At 63.3% G+C, this 14,998-nt stretch carries 12 protein-coding genes; all 12 read left to right on the top strand.

The annotated features are described in order from the left end of the window. Positions 1-3: 3 nt before the first annotated feature. The gene (locus JFN91_RS12505; RefSeq protein ID WP_199389529.1) at positions 4-201 is read left to right on the top strand and encodes a GSU3473 family protein; all 198 of its coding nucleotides are present in this window, start codon (positions 4-6) and stop codon (positions 199-201) included. An 849-nt stretch (positions 202-1,050) separates the two neighbouring features. Then, positions 1,051-1,683, top strand: coding sequence for a DUF4255 domain-containing protein (locus tag JFN91_RS12500; protein ID WP_199389528.1), 633 nt, complete (start codon positions 1,051-1,053; stop codon positions 1,681-1,683). A gap of 52 nt (positions 1,684-1,735) precedes the next feature. Next, on the top strand, positions 1,736-3,172 hold the full coding sequence (locus JFN91_RS12495; protein ID WP_199389527.1) for a phage tail sheath family protein: 1,437 nt from the start codon (positions 1,736-1,738) through the stop codon (positions 3,170-3,172). Positions 3,173-3,311: 139 nt separating this feature from the next. Then, positions 3,312-3,749 (top strand): phage tail protein, encoded by a 438-nt coding sequence (locus JFN91_RS12490; RefSeq protein ID WP_199389526.1) that lies wholly within the window; start codon positions 3,312-3,314, stop codon positions 3,747-3,749. A 10-nt stretch (positions 3,750-3,759) separates the two neighbouring features. After that, a complete protein-coding gene (locus JFN91_RS12485; RefSeq protein WP_199389525.1) occupies positions 3,760-4,197 on the top strand; it encodes a phage tail protein in 438 nt (145 codons plus the stop codon). 116 nt (positions 4,198-4,313) lie between these two features. Further along, positions 4,314-4,469, top strand: a complete 156-nt coding sequence (locus JFN91_RS12480; protein WP_199389524.1) for a DUF5908 family protein — start codon at positions 4,314-4,316, stop codon at positions 4,467-4,469. Next, positions 4,469-5,173: a CIS tube protein gene (locus JFN91_RS12475; protein WP_199389523.1), complete on the top strand. Its 705-nt coding sequence runs from the start codon at positions 4,469-4,471 to the stop codon at positions 5,171-5,173. Before JFN91_RS12480 ends, JFN91_RS12475 begins: the two co-directional genes overlap by 1 nt. After that, entirely contained in the window at positions 5,170-6,939 is a 1,770-nt protein-coding gene (vgrG, locus tag JFN91_RS12470) for a type VI secretion system tip protein VgrG (RefSeq protein ID WP_199389522.1), read from the top strand. Before JFN91_RS12475 ends, vgrG begins: the two co-directional genes overlap by 4 nt. 198 nt (positions 6,940-7,137) lie before the next feature. Further along, positions 7,138-7,407, top strand: coding sequence for a PAAR domain-containing protein (locus JFN91_RS12465; RefSeq protein ID WP_199389521.1), 270 nt, complete (start codon positions 7,138-7,140; stop codon positions 7,405-7,407). A gap of 3 nt (positions 7,408-7,410) precedes the next feature. Continuing rightward, the gene (locus tag JFN91_RS12460; protein ID WP_199389520.1) at positions 7,411-7,854 is read left to right on the top strand and encodes a GPW/gp25 family protein; all 444 of its coding nucleotides are present in this window, start codon (positions 7,411-7,413) and stop codon (positions 7,852-7,854) included. A gap of 5 nt (positions 7,855-7,859) precedes the next feature. Further along, positions 7,860-11,573, top strand: coding sequence for a baseplate J/gp47 family protein (locus JFN91_RS12455; RefSeq protein ID WP_199389519.1), 3,714 nt, complete (start codon positions 7,860-7,862; stop codon positions 11,571-11,573). After that, positions 11,570-14,992 (top strand): hypothetical protein, encoded by a 3,423-nt coding sequence (locus tag JFN91_RS12450; RefSeq protein WP_199389518.1) that lies wholly within the window; start codon positions 11,570-11,572, stop codon positions 14,990-14,992. Before JFN91_RS12455 ends, JFN91_RS12450 begins: the two co-directional genes overlap by 4 nt. The last annotated feature ends 6 nt before the right edge of the window (positions 14,993-14,998 follow it).

The following is a 14,998-nucleotide window of genomic DNA, read 5'->3' as shown; positions in this document are numbered from 1 at the left end:
ACGATGCTGATACGCGTGGTGTACGATGAGTTCCAGAGCGCAAAGGTGCACGACTACATGCTCGACTCCCTGATCATGCAGCGCAAGATCGTGGGGTTCTTCCGCGCCGACGGCTACGTCCGCGTCGGCCAGGACCCGGTGCGCGGTTCGGGTGGGAGCTACGCCGGGCATGACCGCAGGCGGGTGCTGAAGGCGGCGTGACCGCCCGTATATGCGCCCACCAATGCATGGTCTCCTTCGCAACGTCCCTGTTGCGGCACTGCTCCACTAGCAGGTGCCGGGGGGGGCGTTGTTGTTTTTCCCCTCGACAAATCCCTCAAAGACAAATCCCCCCTGTCCCCCCTTCGCAAAGGGGGGAACGCTGGTTCAGGTGCTGCGCTTCGTGGACGGCATCTCCACGCTGCGAAAAAGCCCAGTAACCTCAGGCAAATCCCCCCTGCCCCCCTTCGCAAAGGGGGGAACGCTGGTTCAGGTGCTGCGCTTCGTGGACGGCATCTCCACGCTGCGAAAAGGCCCCGTCGCCTCTTGCTCAGGCACGTCTTTCACTTGAACTAATTGTCACCCATGTCCCCGAACACCTGTCACCCATGTCCCCGAACACCTGTCACCCATGTCCCCGCACACCTGTAACCCATGTCCCCGCACACCTGTAACCCATTTCCCCGCATATCCTAAATTTAGGCCCCATGGATTGAGTTCCCGGAGGCATCGACTCAATTACCACGTAGCGCCGACCGCGCACAGGGCTCCCCCCCTTTGCGAAGGGGGGACAGGGGGGATTTTCCCTGTGATGCTGACAACAGGTTCTGCATGAAGGACATGCCCCAAAGGACCCTTTTTTTGTCGACATTGTTGACACCTCAACAATGCACGATAGATTATAGTATCCTAATTATAATTACCACACTTACTCTTTCATTACCGCGCCGGACGTTCAACGGGCTCCTGTCGTGCGGAGTGCGCCGAGCTTCCTGCGGTTTCAGCCTCACGCAGCCACTTGCTTTTATTGCCTTTTACGCGGCCACCCACACAGACACCGAGACGAGGACTATGATCTCCCACGCACTCACCATTGTAATGAACGAGCTGAACAAGCATCTTCATGATGTCTACAACTCGGTGGACGCCGTGAGTCTCGGCAACGTTTCGGACATCTTCGCGGCCGGCGGGGGGAGCGGTGCCGTATCCCGCGACAAGCTGTACCTGTCCGCCGTCAATGTAAAAGAAGAGAAGACGCTGAAAAACCTCCCCAACTATGTGCGCGATGAAGCGGCCCTTAAGGCGAGCTACCAGAACCCGCCGGTGTTTCTCAACTTCCTGATCCTGATGACGGCAACCCATAGCGACTACGTCAACGCGCTGTCGGTGCTCTCGCGGGCCATCCGCTTCTTCCAGTTCAAAAACGTCTTCACCGAGACCACGGTCGACCCGGCCTCCATCACCACGTCGAGCGTACCCATCAACCCCCTGGATCAGCTGCAAACCTTCAAGCTGATCTTCGACATCTATTCACCGACACTGGAGGAGGTAAACCACCTCTGGGGCACCCTGGGCGGCAAACAGTACCCCTTTGTCCTCTACATCATGCGCATGCTCGACCTGAAGTTCACCTTCGTGGAGAAGGAGGAGAGCCTGATCCTCGAGGTGGACCGTAACATCCATCACAAACCAGCGGTTTCGTAATAACCCATACGCGATCGATCAACACTGTGAGCTCAAAAGGAGGGAGACGAAAATGGCCACACTGTACAAGACACCGGGAGTTTACATCGAGGAGATCCCCAAGCTGCCCCCTTCCGTGGCCCCGGTGGAAACCGCGATCCCGGCCTTCATCGGTTACACGGAAAAGGCCGACGACGTCACTCCCGGCGACCTCACGTTGAAGCCGACACGCATCTCCTCCCTGGTGGAGTACGAGAAGTATTTCGGCGGGCCGCAGAAGGAGCAGGACATCAACGTGGACGTGCAGGAGACCCAGGTCAACGGGGTCACCACCGACCTGAAGTCGACGGCGACCCTTACCGAGGCAGCCCGTTCCAAGCACGTCATGTACTACGCCATGCAGATGTTCTTCGCCAACGGCGGCGGCCCCTGCTACATCGTCTCGGTCGCCCCCTACAAGACGACCTTCGGCAGCGCACTGGTGGAGACGGAACTGAAGGCGGGGCTCGATACCCTGGTGAAAAAGGACGAGCCTACGCTGATCGTTTTCCCCGAGGCGCAGAGTCTCTCCATCGCCGATTTCAAGGCCCTGCACGACGCAGCACTGGCACAGTGCGCGGACCTGAAAGACCGGTTCGTGATCATGGACCTGCACGGCGACTCTATTTCCCTGTCCGATCCCAACGCCAACCTGCTCAATGCGGTGGACAACTTCCGCAGTAACGGCATCGGGACCAACAACCTGAAGTACGGTGCCGTGTACGCGCCCAATATCGATACCATCCTCGACTTTCTCTACGACGACAGCACCGTCGACGTCACCATCACCACCAACGGTTCGGCAGCCGCGCCGGTGAAGTTGGACACGCTGAAGGTCGCCAACAACCGCGTCTACGAGCAGGCCCGAGCCGCCATCACCGACATGGCGTGCAGGCTCCCCCCCTCTTCCACCATGGCCGGCATCTACGCCGCGGTGGACAACGCCCGCGGCGTCTGGAAGGCGCCGGCCAACGTGAGCGTCAACTCGATAATCCAGCCCACCATCCAGTTCTCCAATGTGGAGCAGGACCAGATGAACGTCGACCCGGTGGCGGGCAAGTCGGTGAACGCCATCCGCGCCTTCACCGGCAAGGGGACCCTGGTCTGGGGGGCGCGGACGCTGGCCGGCAACGACAACGAGTGGCGTTACGTGAACGTGCGCCGGCTCTTCAACTTCGTGGAGGAGTCGGTGAAGCGGGCGACAGAGCCGTTCGTCTTCGAGGCCAACGACGCCAACACCTGGGTGCGCGTGCAGGGGATGGTGGAGAACTTCCTGACCGTGATCTGGCGCCAGGGGGCGCTGCAGGGGGTGAAGCCGGAGCACGCCTTCTTCGTGGCGGTGGGACTGGGCAAGACCATGACCGCCATCGACATCCTGGAGGGACGCATGATCGCCGAGGTGGGGCTTGCCGCGGTGCGTCCCGCCGAATTCATCATCTTCAGGTTCTCGCACAAGATGGCAGAGTCGTAGGGTCCTCCCCCGGGGGGGGAGTTGAGAGGAGGGAGAGGCACCTTCCGCCACAGAAGTAACGCCTCCACCTCCCCAACCCTCCCCCTCCGGGGGCAGGAATATGGACAAGTGGCGTGAAACGAATGCAAAGGAGGACGACATGGCGCAAGAGTATCCTTTACCGCGGTTCCATTTCCAGGTCGACTGGGGCGGGGCCAAGATCAGCTTCACCGAGGTGACCGGCCTGGTCATGGAGCGGGAAAAGATAGAGTACCGGCACAGCGACAGCAGGGACTTCAACAAGATCGCCATGCCCGGCCTGGTGAAGAACAACAACATAAGCCTGAAGAGGGGCAAGTTCGAGAAGGACTTCGACTACAACACCTGGCTCGAGGACGTGGCCAACGAGCGGGTGGACAAGCGGCGCGACATCATCATCCGCCTGTTGAACGAGAAGCACGAACCGGTGGCGGCGTGGACTGCCACCCGCTGCTTCCCGGTCAAGGTCACCGCACCGGACCTGAAATCGGACGCCAACGAGGCGGCCATCGAGACCCTCGAGATCGCCCACGAAGGGCTCAAACTGATGAAGGTCTAGGTTCGAAGTCATGGTCGATTACTACCCGCCATGGGGGTTCTATTTCCGGGTCGAGTTCGGCATCAGCAAGGACAAGAACGACGTCCGCTTCCAGATGGTGTCCGGTCTTTCGGTGGAGTACGACACCGAGGAATACAAGGAGGGGGGCGAGAACCGCTTCACCCACAAGCTCCCGGTGCGCACCAAGTACGCCGACCTGGTGCTGAAACGCGGCATGCTGACCGATTCGGAGGTGATCAAGTGGTTCCTGCGCGCCTTCCGGGACCGCGACTTCGAGCCGACGGACCTGAACGTGATCCTGATGAACGAGAAGGGTGAGCCGCTGAAGACCTGGCAGGTGTCGCACGCGATCCCCAGGAAGTGGCAGGTGAGCGACTTGAACTCGGGGGAGAATGCGCTGGTGATCGAGACGATGGAGTTGACGTACAGATATTTTACGGTGGCTTGATTGCATCAGGGAATCATCTCCCATTGCTTGTCCATTCCCCTCCCCCCTCCGGGGGGAGGAGCGTGGACACACCCATTCAGTGCAGCCCATCTGTGCAAGATACCAACGGAAACGACATGCCCATCGAGATCAAGGAACTGCACATAAAGGTCGCGCTGACCTCCTCCCCTGCCCCACCGGCCAGAACGGGTGACGCGGCGGGCAGGGAGGCTATGGTCGCGGAGTGCGTGGAACAGGTGCTGCAGATACTGAAAAACAAGGCGGAACGCTGATGGCGGATAACGGCAAACTGGAAAAGCTCCTGATCCTTGCCTTCGATACCTCGGAGGACGCGGAACGCGGCACGAAGAGCGAGGCGAAGGAGACCTTCGAGGCGCTCATCAACCCGGAGAGCTACACCCTGGAATACAAGGTGAAGACCTCGGACGGCCAGGGCCAGGGGACCAGCGGGGCGCAGGCCAAGTACGAGTTCACCCTCCCGGAGGAGCTGACCATCGAGTTCCTGTTCGACAACACCGGCATCATCGACGGCAAACCGAACAAGGACGGCGTGAACAAGGACGTGGACCAGTTCCGCAAGATGCTGACCGGATACCAGGGCAAATCGCACGAACCCTACCACCTGAAACTGGTCTGGGGGAGCCTCGTCTTCACCGGCCGCGCCATAGAGCTTTCCCTGACCCACAAACTGTTCAACCCGGACGGGCAGCCGATCCGCACCGTCGCGAAGGTGAAGTTCAAGAAGAGCATTGAGGAGAAGAAACGCGCACGCAAGGAGGACAAGTCCTCCCCGGACCTCACCCACCGGCGCACGGTGAAGGGGGGCGACACGCTGCCGCTGCTCTGCTACCGGATCTACGGCGACCCCAAGTATTACCTGCAGGTGGCGCAGGTGAACGGGCTGAACAACTTCAGGAAGCTTGTGCCCAACACGAGCCTGCTGTTCCCGCCCCTCGACAAAGGGACCACGCCGTGAGCACCGGGTCGACCATCCCCACGCCCGCTACGCCGGACGTGTGCAGCATCGAACTGCTCATGGATGGCGCGGCCGTTCCCGGGGAATACCACGTGCTTTCGGTAGCGGTGCGCAAAGAGGTGAACCGCATCCCGACGGCTACACTGCAGATCCGCGACGGCGAGGCTGCCAAGGCGACCTTCCAGGCCAGCAACAGCGATCTCTTCGTCCCGGGCAAAAAGATCGAGATCAAGCTCGGCTACCGCTCGCACAACGACACCGTGTTCAAGGGGATCGTGGTGAGGCACGGCATCAGCGTGCGCAAAAGCGGCAGCATCCTCACCGTCGAGTGCCGCGACGAGGCGGTGAAGATGAGCGTCGGCCTGAAGAGCCGCTACTTCGTGAACATGAAGGACAGCGACGTCATCGAGCAGGTGATCGACTCCTACCAACTCGGTAAGGATGTCCAGACCACCAAGCCGGACCTGAAGGAAATCACGCAGTACAACGCCACCGACTGGGATTTCCTGCTGCTGCGCGCCGAGGCCAACGGCATGGTGGTGATGGCAAGCGACGGCAAGATCACGGTGAACACCCCCACGACGGACGGCGACGCGGTGGTCACGGTCGGGTTCGGCAGCACGCTCCTGGAACTCGATGCAGACATCGATGCACGCAGGCAGAGCAAGGGGATCGTGGCCAAGAGTTGGAATGCCTCGGAGCAGCAGATTGTGGAGGCCGAGGCCAGGGAACCCGGGCGCTCCTCCAGCGGCAACCTGGCACCCGCCGATCTGGCAGGAATACTGGGGAGCGACCCTCACGAGCTCCGACACGGCGGGAAGCTGGGGCAGCCGGAACTGCAGGCTTGGGCGGACGGCAGGCTCCTGACCGAGCGGCTGGCCCAGGTGCGGGGGCGGGCCCGGTTCCAAGGATTCGCGGCGGTGGCTCCGGGCAAGGTCATGGAGCTTACCGGCGTCGGCGAGAGGTTCCAGGGGAAGCTGTACGTCTCGGGGGTGCGCCACGTGGTGGACAACGGAAACTGGGAAACCGACGTACAGTTCGGCCTCTGCACCGAGACCTTTGCCGAGAGCTTCGACCTGCGGCCGATGCCGGCGGCGGGGCTGATCCCGGCGGTCGCGGGGCTACAGATGGGGGTGGTCACCGTGCTGGAGAAGGACCCGCAGGGGGAGGACCGCATCAAGGTGCGGCTGCCGCTGGTGAGCAAGGCCGAGGAAGGTATCTGGGCGCGGCTCGCCACGCTCGACGCGGGTAAGGGGCGCGGCACCTTCTTCAGGCCGGAGATCGGCGACGAGGTGGTGGTGGGCTTTCTCTGGGACGATCCCCGTCACCCGGTAGTGCTCGGTATGTGCCACAGTTCGGCGAAACCCGCGCCGGAACCGGCCAAGGACAAGAACGACCACAAGGGGTACGTGAGCCGTTCCAAGATGAAGTTCACCTTCGATGACAGCAGGAAGGCGGTGCAGTTGGAGACGCCGAAGGGGAACAAGCTCACCCTCGCGGAGGACAAGAAGGGGATCGTCATAGAGGATCAAAACGGCAACAAGATCACCCTGGACGACCAGGGGGTAAGGATCGAGAGCAGCAAGGATCTCACCCTGAAGGCGGCCAAGAACCTGAAGATAGAGTGCGGCTCTAACCTGGACCTCTCTGCGCAGATGGCGCTGAAGGCGGCGGGCAGCGCCAGCACCGAGCTGTCCGGCGCCAGCACCACCATCAAGGGAAGCGCCAAGACAGTGATCCAGGGGGGGATCGTGCAGATCAACTAGGACGAGGCACCAGCGTCCCCTCACCCGGAGGGGGAGGGACAGGGAGGGGGCGCGTAGCGGCTTACACAGGCAAAGCCCCCCTCCCAGCCTCCCCCCTCCGGGGGGAGGAGTGTGGACCGGTGCTGCCGCATTTTGACCGAAGTCGCGAGCCTCCCCCCTCCGGGGGGAGGAGTGTGCAGACCGCAAGGAGTAAATCAGATGCTTCCTGCCGCACGCGTCACCGATCTCATCGTAAGCTCGGCCACCCTCGGGGTGCCGACGCCGATCATTCCGCCGGGGGCACCCAACGTGCTCATCGCGGGACTGCCGGCGGCACGCATGGGGGATACCTGCGGCGCGGACGTGATCATCATGGGCTCCATGACGGTGTTCATCGGCGGCCTGCCGGCGGCACGCATGGCGGACCCGACGGCTGGCGGCGGCGTGATCCTCCCCCCCTGCGCACTGACCGTCCTCATCGGAGGCTGACGCATGAACCTCGATTTCCTGGGGCGCGGCTGGTCGTTCCCGCCCGAGTTCGACAAGACGCTGCCGGGGGTGGTGCTGCTGGAGCAGGAGGCGGACATCGTGGCCAGCCTGCAGGCTCTCCTCAGCACCTCGCAGGGTGAGCGGGTCATGCTGCCGCAGTACGGCTGCAACCTGGACGACCTGATCTTCGAAAGCCTCGACACCGGGACCAAGACCCTGATGGCGGACAAGATCGAGACCGCCATCCTGTACCATGAGCCGCGCATCGAGCTGGAAAGCGTCAACCTGGACGACACCCGCGAGCTGGAGGGTGTGATCCTGATCGAGGTCACCTACCGGGTCAAGACGACCAACTCGCGCTTCAACTTCGTCTTCCCCTATTACAAGCTGGAAGGGACCGACCTCGACCTCGGGGTAACGGTGAACCTCCTGCCGGAAAGCGATTAGGCCCTATGCCGCAAACCACCGACTGCACACAGAACAGGGATGCGCTGAAACCGGTACGGGAAGGTGTCAGCCAGGACCAGCGCCTCGCCCTTCCCCTCGACCCGGCCTTCGCACCGGTGGACCAGCGCGACATCGCACACGGCATGGTCTTCGCCAAGGCCTATGCCTCCTTCCTCAACTACTTCAATACCGACAACGTCCTCGACGGCAACTGGACCCCCTTTTTCGGCAGCGATGTCTCGGTGCAACTCGCCCTCGCCGCGGTGCAGGACGTGGCGTTCTACCGCCAGAGGATCAAGGAATACCTGGATTTCCTGAAGGACCTCGGTTTCGGATCGGACGAGACCAAGGCAAAAGATTACCTCGGTTACCTTTTCAGCAGCGCCGGGAGCCTGGCACGCGAACTGGACCGGCTTAAAGACGCCCTGCCGGCGGATATTCCCCTGAAGGGGATGCTGCGCAACCTGATCGTCAGCCAACTGGCACCGGCCTTAAACCGGCTCATTTCCTACTACAAGGCCGACCTCGCCATCACTCCGGACACGGATCGCCTCATCGCGGACCTGCAGCCTGGACTGGAGCTGTTCGGCAACAATACAGTTCCCTTCAGCGCGGTGTACCAGGCGGGGCTCAGTAAGGACTGGATCACCGACGGCTCGCCGGACTGGACGAGCTACACCGGCGCAATCGCGGCGGACGCCTCCGTGTACGGCACCGGCATCGAGCCTTTCCAGCGCATCAACCACATCGCGACCCACAACCTCTTCACCTCCGTTTTGGACCAGTTCCTCAAGGCCTACGCCAAGGTGGCGGGCGAAGGGGAACGGTCACTGGAGCAAAGCCTCACCGGGCGAGACGACCACCAGCCCCATTACGCCCTCTTCCTTGCTTTCCTGCGCCTGTTCGCCTACGCGCGCGACGCCGCCAACACGCTCACCGCGCGCCACCTCGACTTCTACTACCGCGAGATCCTGCGGCTCAAGGAGAAGCCGGCCCAGCCGGGACACGCGCACCTGCTGGCGGAACTGGCCAAGCAGGTCGAGACACGGCTCTTCCCGGCAGGAGAGCTGTTCAAGGCGGGCAAGGATGCCTTGGGCAAGGACGCCTTTTACGCCGGTGACCTGGACTTCGTGGCGAACCAGGCCAAGGTGGCCGACCTGAAGACGCTGTACCGGCACGGCACGGAAAAGGTGGGAGTCCTGGCACCGAGCGACAGGGACCAGGGGCGGCTGTTCGCCTCCCCCGTCGCCAACTCCGCCGACGGCAAGGGTGCGGAACTGACTACGGAGGACAAGTCCTGGCACCCCTTCCACAACAAGCGCTACCAGGACGGCGTGCTGGCCGCCATCGACATGCCCCGCGCCACGGTCGGTTTCGCCATCGCGTCCCACTACCTGTTCCTCGCCCAGGGCGAGCGCGGCATCGCGGTCACCTTCCAGCAGCCGGTGCCGGTATCCGGCGACTTCAGTAACGATGTCACCTGCTACCTGACCACCGCCAAGGGGTGGCTCGCCAAGGCCCCGGCCTCGTTCAGCCAGGTGACCGGGGGGCTCAGGCTGGAGTTGTCCCTTACCGGCGCGGACCCGGCCGTGGCCCCCTACTCTGCCGACATCCACGGCTACACCTTCGACACCGACCTTCCCGTGTTGATGGTGCAGCTAAGGCACCGGGATGACGGCAAGTTCGTCTACCCGGGACTGGAGGATGTCACCATCACCGGGTTCGAACTGGACGTTGACGTGCAAAACCTGAAGACGGCCGCGCTGGCCAACGACTTCGGACCCGTGGATGCCTCGAAACCCTTCCAGCCTTTTGGTCCCTCGCCGGTCGCCAACGCTGCCTTCGTGATCGGCTCCAAGGAACTGTTCCAGAAGAAGCTGTCCAGCGCCTCGCTCGACGTGACCTGGCAGGCCACACCTGCCCCCTACGGCGGCAAGACGGTGAACGCGGTGACTGAGTACCTGCAGGGGGGAAGCTGGCACCCCTACCAGACCGCGGTGCAGGCCTCCGTTACCGGCACGACGTTCAACCTCTTGGGGGATCCGCAGTCAGCCGGTGCACCGCCTTACCAGGATGCGCCTGACCCGACGCAGAACGAGCAGTTCACCACCGACTCCCGCTACGGCTTCGTCCGGCTGCGCCTTTCCGACGACTTCGGCCAGGCGAGTTACGAACAGGCACTCATCGACTACATCAAGCGGGTGACCGACGCCGATCCCAACAACGACGGCACCAAGCCGACCCCGCCGGTGGGACCGGTGGTCACCGGGTTGAGCCTGGATTACTCGGCTAACCAGACGGTAGCGTTGAGCAGCGCCGACCAGGGGCAGTTCCAGAGCCGCACCGCCCGGTTCTTCACGGTGGCGCCCTTCGGGACGGCAGAACAGCATGGCCACCTCAAGTCCGCGCTGCCGGTGGATAGCGCCATTTACCTGCTGCCCCAGATGAAACACGCCAACCGCGACGACCAGAAGATCCCCCAGGGGCAGCCGGTAAAGCACGAGGCGGAGTTCTACATCGGGGTCACCGACCTGCAGCCTCCGCAAAACCTCTCCCTGCTGTTCCAGGTGGTGGACGGGAGCGCCGATCCCCTCTCCATAAAGCCAAAGCCGCACCTCAACTGGAGCTACCTGCGCCAAAACGAGTGGCTCCCGTTCGGGAAGGACCAGGTGAGCGACGCCACCGGGGAACTGCTCGATTCCGGCATCATCACCTTGTCCGTACCGCGCGAGGCGTCCGCCGACAACAGCGTGCTCCCCCCGGGGATGCACTGGCTGCGCGCTTCGGTCGCCAGCAATGCCGACTCGGTGTGCCGGCTCATCATGGTGGCGGCACAGGCGCTCAGGGCCACCTTCACCGACCGCGGCAACGACCCAGCCTTCGGCGCCACGCCGCTTCCCGCCGGGACCATCACCAAGCTGGACCAGCCGGACGCGGCCGTGAAGGGGATCACGCAGCCCTTTGCCGGCTTCGGCGGGCGGGGCAAGGAGGCGCCCCGGGACTTCTACACCCGCATATCGGAGCGGTTGCGCCACAAGGACCGCGCCATCGCGCTCTGGGACTACGAGCGCCTGGTACTGGAAGCGTTCCCCCGGGTGTACCGGGTCAAGTGCCTGAACCACACCCAGTACGAGCCGGACCATAGCGGCACCGGCATCTACCGGGAACTGGCGCCCGGGCACGTCACCGTGGTCACCATCCCCAACCAGCGCTTTCTGAACCTGCGCGACCCGCTGCGTCCCTACACCAGCCTCGGGCTTTTGGAGCAGATCGCGCAGTTCCTGAAGGGCCGCACCTCCTGCTTCGTGAGGCTGCACGTGAAGAACCCGCAGTTCGAGGAGGTCCGGGTGGTCTGCAAGGTGCGCCTGCAGCCCGGGCTGGACCAGTCCTTTTATGAAAAACAGATCTCCGACCAGTTGGTCCGCTTCCTTTCCCCCTGGGCCTTTCCCGGCGGCGGCAGTCCGAGCTTCGGAGGCCGCGTGCGCAAGTCGGTGCTGATCAACTTCCTGGAGGACCTCCCCTACGTGGATTGCGTCACCGACTTCCAGCTCTTCCACAGCTACCAGGATGACAACAACAACCAAAGGACGGACGAGGTGAACGAGGCTTCCGGCTCCAAGGCGGTCTCGGTCCTCGTTTCGGCGAGGAAACACCTGGTCAGCGTCATCGACCCGGCGCTGGAAGCCACGCCCGTCGAGATATGCAGGTGCGCCCCATGACCCGGCTCCCGGCAACCATACCCTCCAAGCCCGCCTTGCCGCCGGAGCAGGATTTCTACCGGCTGCGCCGAGAAGGAATCGGCTTCATCGAGCAGATGGCGAGCCGGCTCTGGACCGATTACAACGAAAGCGACTCGGGCATCGCCATCCATGAGGCGCTGTGCTACGCCATCACCGACCTCGGTTACCGCACCGGCTGGGATATCCGCGACCTCCTGGCGCCCGCCACCCCCTCCGGCGACCCGAAGCACCCCTTCCCGAACCAGTCCTTCTTCACCGCCCGCACCATCCTCACCGTCAACCCGTGGACCGAAAGCGATTTCCGGCGGCTGCTGATCGACCTGGAGCCGGTCAGAAACGCCTGGATCGTCTGCAAGGAATGCGCGTGCGACACCGCCTATTACGCCTGGTGCGGCGACGAGGGGCTGACGCTCTCGTACCGGGCACCGGAACTGGTCCGACGTGCGCCGCTGCAGGTCTGGCCGCTGGGATTGTACGAGGCGCTCCTGGAACTGGAGGCGGATCCGGACGCGGGGGATCTCAATGACAGAAAGATCGAAGCCAACGCGACTGTCACCGATGCGGCGGGAAGCGATCAGCTCATCTTGGAACTGCGCTTCGAGGAGATGTCGCTGGCCGACCGCGAGCAGTGGCAACTCTTCCTGGACAGCGACGATGCCTTTGCCGGCCGCAACGGCGGGTCCATCGACCTGAAGCTGATTCGCTTCGGCGCCACCAAGAGTTACGACCTGTTGACCGATCCCGCCCTCGACGACCAGGGACGCAACGAGTACCTGCGGGGTCACTGGCGCACCGTCTTCTACGCGACCTTCGAGATCACCGTCGCGCCCTCCGGGCAAAAGATCGTCCTGCACGCCGCCCTGCGCCTACTCGGCACCACGGCCATAAGAGACGCACTCACCGTCACCACCTTGAAAGCGCTGCTTGAAGAAGCGTCAGTCAACGGCCTGATCCAGCGCTACCGGCGCAAGGAGCGCTTGAAGGATGCCGCGGTGGCGCTGGCCAGGACGGAGCTCATGGCGCACCGCAACCTGGACGAGGATTATTGCCGGGTACAGGTGATCGAGATCGAGGAGGTGGCGGCCTGCGCCGACGTCGAGGTGTCGCCCGACGCGGACATCGAACTGGTGCAGGCGCGCATCTGGTTCGAGATCGAGCAGTACTTCAACCCGCCGGTCCCCTTCTACACGCTGCAGGAACTCATGGACCAGGGGATGCCGGCGGAGGAGATCTTCAACGGACCGGAACTTGCCAGCGGCTTTCTGAGGCAGGAGGATCTCGATGCCGCGGTGCTCCGGTCGGTCTTGTGCGTTTCCGACCTGATCAACCGGCTCATGGACATCGAGGGGGTTATCGCAGTGAACCAGTTGCAACTCACGGCGTACGACTCCGAGGGAAACGCGTTCAAGGGGGTCTACGATCCGGTCTTTTCCAGCGACGGCACACCGATCTTCGATCCCGGCAAGGCGAGCGGCAACTGGCTTTTGTACCTGTCCAGTCAGCACCTGCCGCGGCTGTACCGCAACGCCTCACGCTTTCTCTTCTACAAGAACGGACTCCCTTTCCTCCCCAGGATGGACGAGGCACTGGACACGCTCACCCTTTTGAATGGCGAGGCGGAGCGCCTGAAGAACCCGGGTGCGGCGGATGACCTCGCCATCCCCGCCGGGACCTACCGCGAGCCGGAGGAGCATTTCCCGGTGCAGTACAGCTTCCCGCTCACCTACGGCATCGGCCCGAACCAGCTTTCCACCACCGCATCGGCGCGGCGACGGGCCCAGGCCCGCCAGATGAAGGCCTACCTCATGGTGTTCGAGCAGATCCTTGCCGACGCCTTCGCCCAGGTTGCCCACACCGCCGACCTGTTCTCGCTCGACCCCGCCGTAAGCAGGACCTACTTTGCCGCCCTGCTCAACGAAGCCATGATCCAGGGATACTCGGAGCTGGTGACCGGTCTTACCCAGCCGATCCTGGAGGGGATGCTGGAGACGGTGCAGGAGTTCCGGCAGCGGCGCAACCGCTTCCTGGACCACCTGCTGGCGCGCTTCGGCGAGGAGTTCAGCGAGTACGGCCTGTTGCTGGTGAAGGTCCTCGGGCAGGAAATCGCCCTGGACCAGCTCATCAAGGACAAGATCGCCTTCCTGGCCGACTATCCGAGGATCAGCCACGACCGCGGCAAGGGGTTCGACTACCAGCACGACCCATGCAACCCGGACAACCAGCCCGGGCTCCGGCGGCGCATCGCCCTGCTCCTGGGCTACCCCGAGCTGGACCAGCGCATGATCGTCGTGGAGCACCTGCTTTTGCGCCCGAAGTTCCCGGGCGACGCCCTCTACCCCGCCTGCACCGAAGGGGCGTGCAGCACCTGCGGCGCCGAGGATCCCTACTCCTTCCGGCTCACCCTGGTCATGCCCGGCTGGCTCGACCCGTTCCACACCGACCTGGAAATGCGCGGCTACGCCGACCGGGTCATACAGCAGGAAGTCCCGGCGCACCTGGTCGCCAAGATCTGCTGGGTGGGCAACGACGGCTATGTGGAGGATCCCTGTGATCCGGTATTAGGTAAGTTGGCGACCCTCCTGGAGCGTAACGGGCACAAGGCGGATGGTCTTCCCCCCGGCGCCGACGAGTCGTGTGCCTGCGCCATCCTCATTTTCCGGGCCTTCTCACAGGTGTTCCAGGCCTGGTACCAGGACAAGTCCCTGGAGCACTTCCACGCCGACGCCCTGAAGATGGAGCTGGAGCTGCTCTTCGACGCCCAGGTGAAACCGGAGCAGATCGCCTGCGTGGTGCTGCTTCCCTTCGAACTCTGGTCGCAGGTGCTGGCCATCATGGTGCAGCACTTCGGCAACATCGCCCGCTACGGTTGGCAGTACCAGCGTTTCCAGAAGGCGTGGTGCGACTGGCTTACGGTGAACGCGACATTCGACTGGATGGAGGAGCGCCTGGAAGAGCGGGTTGAGGCGATCCTGACCAGGAACCTTCTGTCGGTGGCGCCGTCAGGGAGTAAGGGGACAGGCACCTGGCGGAGCCAGTCCCCTCGCCTGTGCAGCTGCGCCCGCGCCATCCTCACCGGCTTCGGCATGGAGTTCTACCAGTGGCTGGACGGGCTGTTCCGCTCCGGCAGCTTCACCCCGGACACGAAGCTCCCCACCTTCCCCATCGAACTGCCGCCGCAGTGTGCGGGCCTCACCTTCCAGGCGGGGACGCTGGACCAGGTCCGGGCCCTGCTCGAGGAGCGCTACCACGCCTACAGCGAGGTCTCCTACCGCCTGCGCGTGGTGCTCGACCTCTTGGGTGCATTGAGCAACAGCTATCCCCCCGCGACGCTGCACGACTGCGACGAGGGCAACGACAAAAACCCGGTCCGTCTGGGTACCACGGCTCTAGGAAGCTGATCGAGG

Origin of the sequence: Geomonas anaerohicana, assembly GCF_016458305.1 — a bacterium.
Lineage (GTDB): Bacteria > Desulfobacterota > Desulfuromonadia > Geobacterales > Geobacteraceae > Geomonas > Geomonas anaerohicana.
This window is presented reverse-complemented; position numbering and strand designations above follow the sequence as displayed.